This is a genomic window from Chloroflexota bacterium, assembly GCA_014360825.1.
In the GTDB taxonomy this organism is placed as follows: Bacteria; Chloroflexota; Anaerolineae; order UBA2200; family JACIWT01; genus JACIWT01.
In genome coordinates this window covers 22,608-34,952 of the sequence record JACIWT010000012.1, presented here as the reverse complement: position 1 = coordinate 34,952, position 12,345 = coordinate 22,608, and the positions used below count along the sequence as shown (strand labels likewise).

The window sequence follows — 12,345 nt, the reverse complement described above, 5'->3', positions numbered from 1 at the left end:
ATAACTAGACTGCTTATTGCGCAATCTCGGGGCGGAGGGGTAGTAAAAACATCACACCCCCCTGCGAATGCGCACAGCATTACTAATGTCCCTATCAGCAAGGCTCTTTGCATCTTCTTCAGCCTCCTTTCCTTTTATCTTCAGTCTCGTCCTTGAAATCCCATGGGCCGCTGTCCCGGACCAACTGATAGAACATACCGCCAGCCAGAGCTTTGCTGCCAGCACCAGGTGGGCCTAAGTTGCCCACTACATTGTTGAGACGCATGATTTGCACTTCCGGGAGCCGGGCATTGCGGTTGGCCTCGCGAACGAACCAGAGTAGGAGGTCCCGCCAGTAATTGGGATCGAATACGTACCCGGCGCTCTGCTCATACCGACGACCAGTAGGGTCCACATACCGCAGCGGATTATTCAGCACATACGAGTACCGGTTCAGCGCCTGGGGGTTCCCCGGCTGCGGCACGATGGTATCTGCCTGGATGAACCGCCCCAGGGCCGCGTCGTAGTAGCGGGCTCCATAGAAGTACAGCCCTGTGCTGTCATCCAACCGTTGCCCGGTGAACTTGTAGGCGGTGGCCACAGCGCCGCTGCGTGTGGTCCCGTACGGGTAGTACCTGATGTTGCCACTCTGCGCCCCGCTGATGACTGCCGTGCTCCCCAGGCCTGCCCTGAGCGAAGCCGAAGGGTGGTCAGCATGGATGTAGCTGACGCCGGAGGGCGTGCGCATGGCCACCCGCCGGCCGTTGGCGTAGTAGTACTTGGTCACCCACAGCACCGCTGTGGTCACCTTAGCGGAAGGTATAGATGCAGGATACTTCTCAGATTGTCAAAGAGCACATCAAACACCAGACCCCGACTGAGGCCGGTCAGGGGCAAGTTGGCACAACATCACTATCGGACTCGTCTACTTGAACATTCATCGTGCGCCGCAGACAACGCCTATTAGCAGTTCTCGACCTACCGCTGAGATATCCTTCTCACTCGTACACAAAACATCAGAAGCCCCAATGAACCCCCGACCAAATCAACACCCATGTCCAGCCACTCATCGGCACCCGGCAGCCTCCCTTGGTAGAGCAGTTGAAAACCTTCTTGCAGCAGGGCGATGATGAAAATCACTAAAAGCAACAGGCCGAGGTGGTATAGGCTCATCTGTGCAGAACGGCCCCTCAACAGTAAGCAGGTCAGGAGATAGGCCAACACCAGGTAGAGCAGAGTGTGCATCAGGATGTGAACCCACAGAGGACTGAAGATCATATCGAACACTTGGCGATAGGTGTCAGAATACGAGGTGAGCCACCCAAAGGGGAATAGAATGCCGATGATCCAGCCGATCAAGAGAAGCTTCCTCCGCATAGGACACTCCTTGCCCTTGCTTGATAAGTTCATGCTTACCGGCTATTGCCTTTCAGGTGCTGAGCCATGCGCTCGTCAATGGCCTTGAGAATGCGTTCCAAGTCTTGTAGCGTCATGTACTCAGGAGATACTTTGCTTCTGAAGACAGAGATGTACTCACCATATTGAGCGACCGCTGAGCAACTCCGGAATCGCCCTAATATTTCAAGCTCAGCACAGGCGAACTTGAAGCGGTCAGCAACCGGACTCTCGTATGACCATCCTTCAGGCACTGCCCACGGGGTTATCATAGCCTCTCTCAGATTGGGGAACTCATTGTCCACGTAAAAGGAAACCGTTGCTGTTAGATCGTTTGTATATCTGCAAACTATGTGCATTGCGCCATGGTCAAAGCCCCTCGCAAACTGCACATACAAGCCCTCACTCTCCCCTCTGAGGTGTTTCCTTGGCGGAGGGTGAGAGGGTCCAAACTCCACATCCCATCCCTGGGGAAAGGCTGACACGTCTACCATAAGATCGTACATATTCACCGGCTGTGCTCTCGTCTTTGGCCTGCCATATATCACGATGTAGAAGAACATCAGAGCCACGCAAGCGAATAGCAAACCAACGCAGCCAAGGGTACGCTTTTTCATCTCTACCTCCCATTTCGCGGTCTCTGCTGATTCATCACCACGGCTCATCTTTCGTGGGGATTCTCGGTTCTGCCTTAATTGCCTGGATGATGTCCATCGGGGTGACGTTGAGACTGTAGGCATTCCACAAGTTGATACCAATCTGGGTTGTGACTTGATCAACAGGATCATCCCAGGCACGCAGTCCACTAACTCCTGGCTCTCGCCTTGGCAGGTAACTGGATTTCCGCTCGCGTATGGCGTATCCCATACTGGAGCCGATCTGCTCCAGGCCTGCGCCCTCCAGCAGTTCGGATTCGGAGAAACCGGCTGCCGTTCCCAGGTAGCCAAACATCATGTTCCCCCAGATATCGTAGTAGTACCAGGCGTCCCCAATTCGTTGGGAGGTGCCGTAATCCCGACCAATGTGGGGCTTGGGGTCCCAAGGACCTTCCTGGCGTACCATCCAGCCGAAGATCGCAAATGCTTCTGTCTTTGCGGCTGTATCAGCAATAGCTGCGTTCCTTCGCCCCTCTCCGACCCCAGGCATCCAGTCAGGCACATCGTCCCAGGCACAACTGTAGCACGCCTGGTTCAAAGACTGGAGCAACTTCATAATCCTACCCTGCACATTGGTCACCATTTCCCTGTGGATATATATAACTACTGGCGGCACATAAGGCCTTCTTGTTGGTCTTCCGTATTCGTCCTCATCCACAGGCACCCAGTGCCCACTCGGGTCGGTATACCGCACCGGGTTGTTGAGCACGTACGAGTACCGGTTCAGGCTCTGCGGGTTCCCCGGCTCCGGCACAATGGTATCCGCCTGCACAAATCGCCCCAAGGCCGGGTCATACCATCGGGCATGGTAAAAGTACAGCCCTATTGTATTCTCTTCCCGCTGGCCGGTGAAACGGAAGGTGGTGGGCGTGGTGCCCCAGGTGTAGCGGGTCTCCCCATAGGCCCTGTAGCGCAGTTCGCCGGACTTGCTACCGCTCGAGTTAGCAGTGATGGCGGTGGAGCCCAGGTGGTCGGTCAGCAGCCAGTACAGGGTGCTGTTCTGCTGCATGGCCACCCGCTGGCCATTGGCGTAGTAGTATTTGCGGATGGTGCTCCCCGTCTGCTCGTAGTAGTCCCCGACGTAGGCGGTGGTCGTGCCGTTGACCATGGCCTTCACCCGCACCCCGTCGCCGTCGTAGACGAAGGTGGCGATGACGGCCCCGTTCTTCTTCACTTGCGTCAGGCGGTTCTCGACGTCGTACGAGGAGACGTAGGTGTCGCTGCCCACCGTGCGCGTGATTGTGTTGCCATTGGCGTCGTAGGCTTCGGCTACGCCGCTGACGTGGCGATGACAGAAGAGTGGGACAAGCTGGCACCGACCAACAAGTTGGCCGCCAAAGCAACGCGTAGCAAGACAATAAAGGCTATCTTGATCGAGTTCATCGCGCTAATCCACCAGATACACCGGCACCGCTGCCCAGTTCTTCACCTTGTGCTCATGCAACAGGCGATACACTCGTTGGGTAATGATCACATATGGATGTGCAACCCGTAGCTCTTCGAACTTCTCGGCGGTGTAGTTAAAGTCCTTGACTACCTCCAGCACGCCCTTGGGATAATAAATGTCTGTATCCTCGTAGTATTGAATCTTCCCCCAAAAGTGCGTGTGCTTGAGATACCGGGTCGTGGTACCGCAAACCTCACAGTGCTGAATTCGCTCAAACTCGGTGGGGGGCGAGGCCATCGGGGGCAGCATGTTTGTGACCTTAAGCTGATATAGGGTGGGTTCTCCCTTGTAGGGCTTCTTGTAGTGGCGCACCGGCCGCAGTTCGAAACCAGTCAAGCTATGTTCTTGCAGGAGGTGCCCTACCCGTTCGGACAGAATCACTTGATTCGAGTAGGTCAACGAGACCTCTTTCCCTCGCATCAGGGCCTTGTGGGCGATGAAATCACGGATTTGTCCGATCGGTGCCCCGCAAGCCGGACAGTATTTGTACAAATCTCTGTGCTCCTCGCCCTCGGCAGAAAAATCGTAGTAGTCATCTTCAATAGCCTGATTGGTTGGCCCCCAGATAAGCATGGCGGCAGATTCCAGTTCTTGGCGAGTATAGCGAGTCTCAACCCAAATATGTGAGTCTGCTAAATGAGGCGTTGTCTGAAGTTCCTCCACCAAAGTCTCCAGAGCCTTCGACCCTGCCTCCAGGTGAAAATCATAGAAATGCTGCTCTGGATGAAACAGAGATCCCATCCCCATCCGCCTAAGGATCTCTGCAATGCGTGTTTTGTCTTTCTCCAATTCCTCAGGGGGCTTACGAGGGTCCCACCAGATCCCGATGTGGGTGATGCGTTTCATCGCACCCCCCATCTTTCAAAATAGGGCCAAATGGCCTCCAGCCAGTCCCAGCGACCCAGTTGTCTGCCATACACCCGGGTGTAGGCGTTCCAGATTACTTGAGGCGAGAATGCCCGGGATGGATAAGTAGGTAGTTCGTGGAACAGCCGGGCGGTGACCTCTTGCTGGTGGAAGATTTTGTCCAGTCGAACTGAAAGGATATCGTCCGGGGCCAAGCCGAACCGCTCCGATGGGCTATATGGTGTCCTTAATAGTCGTGCCTATCGGCGGAACAAGTTTTACTGTACCTTGTCTGTACACTGCCACGTGTGGCAAAAGGTCTCCATACCCCTGCCAATCGAAAACGAATTGCTGGAAGTCTGTCAGAACTAGATCCGAATTCTCAATGCGAACCGTGGCAATTTCTGTAAATATCAGGAGAAGCTGCTCATCTAGCTCCATGAGTAGCTTGTGAGGACGGACCTCCAAGTATGTGAGTGTGTGTTGGCCTTCATGAGGACGTCCGCCAAACCACCCGTCAGGCAGTAACAGGCTACAACCTCTAGCGATCTGAAACCAATGTGAAATCATCTTGATGACTTTTTTATCTACCATGTTCTCACCACCCAACTAGGATCAACCCACGGAATGAATACTTGGTTTCCACCGCCCAAGAGTCCTCCAAGCCGCTCCGCAAACCCTTCATAGATCGTTGTTCCTGCGGGCACTTGGATTTTTACTACATTCAGCGCGGTGTTGCCGGACGGCAAAGCCAGGTCAATCTTTGCCTGGAGAGGACCTGCCGGAGGGGTTCGGCTCCACCAGGGACCTAATTCTGGAGAACTCCCACCCCAGACGCGGTACAGCGTTGTTTCTACATTAAGCTTGAGTTCAGTGTAGCTGCCCCCACGGAACAGTTTGGCGATCTCCTCACCAAGAGGGCCGGCGCCCGTATGTGGTCCCCATCGTACTCCATCTGGTCGTGCCAGACGAATAGCCTCTTTGCCTCTCTCCCACACCTGTTGTGCCAACGGTGCAAGGCGGGCCACTGCCTGGCCCGCGACCGTCTTCGCCGCAGGTAGAGCCACCTCCGTCAGCGCCGCGTCCACAAGCACCGCCCCGGCGGCCCCCCAGAGGGGGGATGTTATTGCGGCAAGGACTTCAGCATCGCTCACAGTCCTTAACTGCACTGCGGGGTGGGTGTACCAGTACCGAGAGCGGACGCGTGGATCCCATTCTCGGTAGATCCAGGGGTCATCTGGATCTTCTTCAAAGGTATAGTGCCCACTCGGGTCCACATACCGCAGCGGGTTGTTGAGCACGTACGAATACCGGTTCAGGCTCTGCGGGTTCCCTGGCTCAGGCACGATGCTGTCCGCCTGCACGAACCGCCCCAGCGCCGGGTCGTACCATCTGGCATTGTAAAAGTACAGCCCAATTGTATTCTCTTCCCGCTGGCCGGTGAAACGGAAGGTGGTGGGCGTGGTGCCCCAGGTGTAGCGGGTCTCCCCATAGGCCCTGTAGCGCAGTTCGCCGGACTTGCTACCGCTCGAGTTAGCAGTGATGGCGGTGGAGCCCAGGTGGTCGGTCAGCAGCCAGTACAGGGTGCTGTTCTGCTGCATGGCCACCCGCTGGCCATTGGCGTAGGGGCGTACGGCCGTACGCCCTTACATGCGGATGGTGCTCCCCGTCTGCTCGTAGTAGTCCCCAACGTAGGCGGTGGTCACGCCGTTGACCATGGCCTTAACCCGCACCCCGTCGCCGTCGTAGACGAAGGTGGCCGTCGCAGCGCTTTTTACATGGATGAGGCCAGCTCTCGGCGTCGTAAGGCTCAGCACATATGCCCCACAAGTGCGCGTAGTTATGCCTCGCCAGCGCGCAAGCATAAAAGACGTCACGGTCTACCCAGCGCTAATCCCATTATCACCACCGCAATCCCGACAATCCCCACAATCACCCCTCCTATGCCGAAGTATCTTATTTGCCTCTCGGTGAGTTTCTCAGACTCCACCCCACTCGCTCCCCGCCAAGCACGCCACCTAACATAGAAATAGCGGTACATGAAGGAGTCTGGACTCAAGGAACTAGGTTTAAGCCAGATTCGCAAGCTCCACAAGATAAGAGCCAAACTCATCAACACCTCTACAGCGAAGATGCAAGCCCAATCATCGGTCATCGGTCAACCTCTCGGTCTTGTTTTGCCTAAGGCACTGGATAGGAAGCCTCACGGAAATTCGCCACCAGACTCACGAAATCAGGCACAAACGGAATCCAAAGTGCGGCTGTATCCAGAGAGAAGTCTCTGACTTGAGCGTAAGAGAGCCCTCCCCTCAGAGTCCCCCTCGCAAACGGGTATCCACTCCTCACCAAGCTCACTACATCGAGAGCATCTCCAATCTGTCTGCCAGCTACAGCGATTTCGGCTACATTAACAAGCCTGCCCCCTGCTCCATAGGTGAGCGCGTCGGCAGCAATTCCTCCAGCATCAAGACCAGCCCCAACCCAATCCACCCTTCCCGGGTCAAGTTGGTAATGATGCGGGTACATTCTTTCAGCATAGTACGGCCCGAACACCATCGGCAACCTATAGTCCGACGACGGCCTGGCCAGCAGATAGGCATTACCCACCTTCGCTGCCTCATTTGCCGCTATCAGGCCGCCTTCAGCGCCCCGGATGTAGAGCGAACCATTCGATTCCACGAAAATGCCGCGCGAGGCAACCCTTCCCCCAGGTCCCGGCGCAGGCCAGAAGCCAGCATAGCCCTCCAGGAACTGGACCTCATCTCCCAACTGCGCTTGGCGCAGAACTGCGAGCCAACCCCACCTTCCCGCCAGCAATCCTCCGGCTCTGAAGAAGGCCAGCACTTCCTCCCAGGTATCCACCTCTAGGTGCTTCATAATCTCTTCCTCTGAGAAGAGACCAGTGGGATCCGTATACCGCAGCGGATTGTTCAGCACGTACGAGTAGCGGTTGAGCGCCTGCGGGTTCCCCGGCTCCGGCACGAGGGTATCCGCCTGCACAAATCGCCCCAAGGCCGGGTCATACCATCTGGCATTGTAAAAGTACAGCCCTATTGTACTCTCTTCCCGCTGGCCGGTAAAGCGATAGGTGGTGGGCGTGGTGCCCCAGGTGTAGCGGGTCTCGCCATAGGCCCTGTAGCGCAACTCGCCGTACTTGCTGCCGCTCGAGTTGGCGGTGATGGCGGTGGAGCCCAGGTGGTCCGTCAAGAGCCAGTAGAGGGTGCTGTTCTCCTGCATGGCCACCCGCTGGCCATTGGCGTAGTAGTATTTGCGGATGGTGCTCCCCGTCTGCTCGTAGTAGTCCCCAATGTAGGCGGTGGTCGTGCCGTTGACCATGGCCTTCACCCGCACCCCGTCGCCGTCGTAGACGAAGGCGGCGATGGCGCCCCCGTTCTTCTTCACCTGCGTCAGGCGGTTCTCTGCGTCGTACGTCAGGGCGTAGGTGTCGCTGCCCACTGTGCGCGTGATCGTGTTGCCGTTGGCGTCGTAGGCGTAGGAGTTAGAACCAGCCGCGGTCACCGCATGGGGCTTGCTGGAGCCATAGGTGTAGTTCACCCCGCCTTTGCTCAGCAGGTTGCCGATGGGGTTGTAGGTGTACCCCTCGCTGTAGAGGCCCCCCGTCCCCCCGCTCGCGGTAGCCGTGGTCACCCGGTCCAGCGCGTCGTAAACGAAACTCTGGGTCTGGGTGCCGCCGGCGTTGTAGTCTTTGATGGTCAGGACGTTCCCCGCCGCATCGTAGGTGTACTCCAGTTTCTGCAACCCCTCGAAGGGGCTGCTCTGGCCGGTCTTGATCCATTGCAAACGGAAATTGTCTGTGCGATAGATGTAGTCGGTGGTCAGCACAGGGGTGGCGGCGCTACCCAGTTTTCTCAGTTCCACTTGCCCCAGCGCGTTGTAGGTGGTGTCGCCCACGTAAGTGTTGGTGCCAACCGCGCTCTTCAGCCAACTATCGGCTCCGTAGGTGAAAGTTACCGTCTCTCCAGTCTGCCCGCCGTTTCCACCTGGATACACCGTTGTCCGCACCCGATCCATATCGTTGTAGGTCCACTGGGTGACGAAAGTGCCGCCTCCCGGGCCCGGGATGACGTCGGTCTCTTTGGTCAGGCGACCCCGGCCGTCATAGATATAGGAGGCCGAGCCGCCTCCGCTATAACTCATCCCCGTCCGCCGGCCCCTGCCCTTGTTACCTCCCGTCGTGTCATCGTAAGTGAAGCTGGCCAGGACTGTGCCCGCGGGGTATTCCTTGCGCAGGAGGCGATTCAGTTCGTCGTAGAAGAAGGCGATGGTCTGGCCCTTGGCGTCGCTCTGGCTGGCCAGCGTGCCGATGGGGTCGTAAGCATAGGCCCAGTTGCCCATGTCGGGGTCGCCCATGGCTGTCTTTTGCCCCAGTTTGTTATAGGTGATCCCGGTGTGGTTACTGGCGTTATCCCAGAGATGGATCAACTGATCCAGGCTGTTGTAGGCGTAAATGGTGGTGGCGTATAGGGTGTACGGGTTGGTGCCGGTATACTCGCGCACACGGATCAGCCGGCCCAGGGCATCGTTCTCGAACTCTTTCTTGTGGCTGTTTTCATCAATGACCGCTGTGGTCCAGTTGGTGTAACTGCGTGAGACGGTGCGGCCATCGGGATAGGTTACCAGAGTAAGCCGGCCCAGGCAATCGTATTGGTTGGTGGTGGCGCCGGTCCAATTGGGCGTCTTGTAACTGCCGCCCCCGGTGCTGGCGCGGGGCAGGCCGATCTTCTCCGTCAGCCCACGGGAGTCGTAGGCCGTGTCGGCCACAATGATCCCGCCCACCGCCTCTTTCTGGGTCTGGATCAACTGCCCCAGGCCGTTGTAGAAGGACCAGGTCTCATAATAAGTGGCCGTACCGCCCCCACCCAGGTCATCGCGCTGTTTCACATAGACGCGGAAGGGGTAACTGTCGGTGTAGGTGTACTCGGAGGTGGCGGCATGGCCCAGGTCTTTGTCGTCGCCGGGGCGCCATACCTTCTTCAGCCGGCCGAATTCGTCGTACTCATAGTCTACCTCGTCGTTGTTCGGGTCGGTTACATGTGTCAGGGTGCCAAAACCAGCGTTATGGATATAAGTGGCCGTGTGGCCTTTGGCATTGGTCACCTGACTGGGGTAAGTGTGGTAGGTGCTCTCATAGGTGATGGTAATGGGGCGGGGGTTCTGGCTGGCCACCGCACCCAGCGGGGGTGTGCCATCGGAGAGGCTGCCGTAGGAGTTGTACTCTATGATATTGATCTGGTTGCCATAGACGTCGTAATCATAGACGGTGTCCACCATCTTGTAATAGGTGCGGCCGCCCTGCGAATAGGTCTCGCCGGTGTTGCGGCGCACCAGGGTCAACTCGCCCTTGTGACTGCCGTTGCCGCCGTAGTTGGTGGAGCCAATGGGGTTGGCATAGTACCAACTATCGTCGTAGCAATACTGTGTCGAGGACTCCCACAGCCAGGTGCTGCCCGTCCAGGTGTAGACGTTGGTGAAGCCAGGCTTGTTGATGATCCAGTAATCTGCATCGGGGTAAAAGCGCCACCACGTCTTACGCACTGCGACGGTGCCGCTGTACTCTTCCAGTTGGGTCAGATTGCCGTACTGTTTCCCACCTTGCGAACTGGCTTCATAGTAGTGCTTGGTCTTCTTGTACACCGAGGACCCATCGTTCGGATAGACTACCACTTCGCTGGGGGCTACGAAAGCGGCGAAACGCCAGTACTGGTCAGATTGCGGTGATACGGTGTACTCCTGGTAGTAAGTGTAGGTTGTCGTCTGCCTCACTGCCCCGCTACTGTCTTTTACCTTGACGCTCTCGGGGCGCCCCCTCCGTTCGATGGTAGCCACGTTGAAGTCGTAGATAGTTTGGGAAAGCGTGGTCAGGTTATAGGCCAAGACGGTTTCCGTCGCCACGTCATGGCCCCAGAAAGTGTCATAATCGTCTGGGGCAAAGTTGTTCCACGTTGGGGTCTGGTAGGTGTATTGCACCTTGGCCGTGTTACCCTGGCCATTCAGGGTGCGCATCTCCGAGACGCGGTAGTAGCGTCCACAGCCGAACTCGCAATGCCCGAAGTAGGCGTAACTGAACCCGACACTCCCGCCATAGCCGTTGGTAACCGTAATCAGCCGGTCGTAAACGAACCAGTCGCCTTCGCCGCCAGGGTTCCGGTTCTCATAGCCCTGGTAAGTCAGAGTCACTGTCGGCAGAGACAACCCGCTCAACCCATATTGGGTGATGGTTTGCAACAAGGTGTTCTTGCGGTTGCCATGCTCGATGTAGGTATAGCCGAGTTCGTACTTGCGCACCAGGGTGGTGTCTTTGTAGATCTTGATACGCTTCAGACGCTGGGATTCAAACAAGGCGTAGGGTTTACTGTTCGGAGAACCTTCATAACCCAGCCAGGAGACGGGTGTATTCGTGTCGAAGGTGCGACCCTCGCGCTCGAACTGCACCTTGTGAGGCGGTGAGAAGCCGGGGTTGTGTCCCGTGTACAGTATCTCATTCAGATAACTGGCGTGGTCGTAGGTGGGGTTGCCGGTGACCACCGGATCTTGTTTCTGCTCCTCAGAGTAGGAGATGGTCATGTAGTTAGCGTGGGTGTCCGTCACCCGATCCAGCCGCCAGCGATATGCCACCCGGTTGGTGGCCGACCCGGCATACCCTGCCGCCGGTGGGTTGTTGGGGTTGTAGTCTTGCATGCTGGCCACCTGCTCGGAGTCGGCATTATAGCCCAGGCGGTACACCGTCCCATCGCGGGCCGTGATCACCCAATACTCGCCACAGGTGTTGGATGGGCTTTGGCCACCGTGCTGGGCGTTGTAACGCTCGATGCGCAAGAAATCCTCGCTCTCAGCATGGTATACCGCCGGTTTGCCTGCCGGCGGGCTGCCTGGCTCGCGCACCAGGCGCTGCGAGCGCCCCTGGAAGATCAACGTGAATGTGTTTTCGTAACCGTAGACCATGCCCTGGCTGCCCCGGTGGGTAGTGATCTTGCGCACCACCTCGACGGTCTCCAGCGACCAGCCCAGACCGACCCACGGGGCTTGGATGTTGGTCAGCAGGTTGTCCACGGTTCGACTGCTGTAGGAGAGGGTTAACTGTGGCTGCAGGCCTTGGATGCCCGGCACCACTTCGATCGAGTAGTTGTACGCTGCCGAGCCGGTGAAGGGGTCCACGGCCGCACCCAGGTTGGTGGGGAACATCCAGTCGGTCGGCGGGAGTTGGTCAGCAGCCATCAACTCCCACTCTGAAAAGTGGTCGAACACGACGACCACCTGTCCCCGTTCCCAATCCACACTGGTCAGAGGGACCGCCACCAAGGTGGCCCTCTCGCCGTAGCGTTCTGAGACGTAGGCGAACTCCAGGCGCTTGTTCTGCGCCAACAGGGGCTGCGCCGCCACCAGTCCCTCCAGATTGATGGTCAGTGTCAAGGGCTGATCGAACAGGGCGTGGCCTCGCGCATCGGTGGGTTGGGCGCCTCCCACCACTTCCAGGTTGAACCTCAGCAGGGTGTCGGTAGAGAGCGTGAACGGCTGGGCCAGGACTTCGACGTACCGGACGGTCGCCGGCTCGCGCACTGCACCGGGCGGGAACTCCAGGCGAATGCGGCCGTTCGCCGATTGTAACACTCCGCCACCTTCAGGGGTGATATAGGCCTCGTCTGCCGGCGGCGGAGTGAGCATGGGCTCTGATGTCGGTGCGGGGGTTGGAGCGGGTGTACTAGGGAAGACAGCAAGATCGCCTTGAGATTTTGGCAGCATGGATGGAGACAGTGATGTGGCCCTGGCGGAGGCAGAGGCCACCGCGGAGATGGTTTGATCGGCAGCGGGTTGATTTACTTGCGTTCCGGCCGCGACACGAAGGGGCACGAACCCCGCTGTGGTAATAACCAGAGATGCGATGACCAGCAAGTTTAGCAATCTCTCAGCAGATGTCTTTTGGCTACCCATATCTAGCCTCCAAGGCAGTTCGCTTATGACAATCTTATCATAACGACGCCAGATCTGGCAAAAGGTTTCTGT

At 57.5% G+C, this 12,345-nt stretch carries 8 protein-coding genes and 1 pseudogene; all 9 read right to left on the bottom strand.

Annotated elements, in window-relative coordinates; all coding sequences use genetic code 11:
* Positions 1-118: 118 nt before the first annotated feature.
* Complete coding sequence (locus tag H5T64_09230) at positions 119-727, bottom strand: RHS repeat-associated core domain-containing protein (GenBank protein ID MBC7264517.1); 609 nt, start codon at positions 725-727, stop codon at positions 119-121.
* A 230-nt stretch (positions 728-957) separates the two neighbouring features.
* Positions 958-1,356, bottom strand: coding sequence for a VanZ family protein (vanZ, locus tag H5T64_09225; GenBank protein MBC7264516.1), 399 nt, complete (start codon positions 1,354-1,356; stop codon positions 958-960).
* 35 nt (positions 1,357-1,391) lie between these two features.
* Positions 1,392-1,991: a hypothetical protein gene (locus tag H5T64_09220; protein ID MBC7264515.1), complete on the bottom strand. Its 600-nt coding sequence runs from the start codon at positions 1,989-1,991 to the stop codon at positions 1,392-1,394.
* Positions 1,992-2,025: 34 nt separating this feature from the next.
* A complete protein-coding gene (locus tag H5T64_09215) occupies positions 2,026-3,258 on the bottom strand; it encodes a hypothetical protein (protein ID MBC7264514.1) in 1,233 nt (410 codons plus the stop codon).
* 159 nt (positions 3,259-3,417) lie between these two features.
* Positions 3,418-4,323, bottom strand: a complete 906-nt coding sequence (locus H5T64_09210; protein ID MBC7264513.1) for a hypothetical protein — start codon at positions 4,321-4,323, stop codon at positions 3,418-3,420.
* Positions 4,320-4,538 (bottom strand): hypothetical protein, encoded by a 219-nt coding sequence (locus H5T64_09205; protein ID MBC7264512.1) that lies wholly within the window; start codon positions 4,536-4,538, stop codon positions 4,320-4,322. The genes H5T64_09210 and H5T64_09205 overlap by 4 nt, the downstream gene beginning before the upstream one ends.
* Positions 4,539-5,567: 1,029 nt before the next feature.
* Positions 5,568-6,107: pseudogene (locus tag H5T64_09200) on the bottom strand (RHS repeat-associated core domain-containing protein).
* 89 nt (positions 6,108-6,196) lie between these two features.
* Complete coding sequence (locus tag H5T64_09195; protein MBC7264511.1) at positions 6,197-6,478, bottom strand: hypothetical protein; 282 nt, start codon at positions 6,476-6,478, stop codon at positions 6,197-6,199.
* Positions 6,479-6,504: 26 nt separating this feature from the next.
* Positions 6,505-12,273: a hypothetical protein gene (locus H5T64_09190; GenBank protein MBC7264510.1), complete on the bottom strand. Its 5,769-nt coding sequence runs from the start codon at positions 12,271-12,273 to the stop codon at positions 6,505-6,507.
* Between the last annotated feature and the right edge of the window lie 72 nt (positions 12,274-12,345).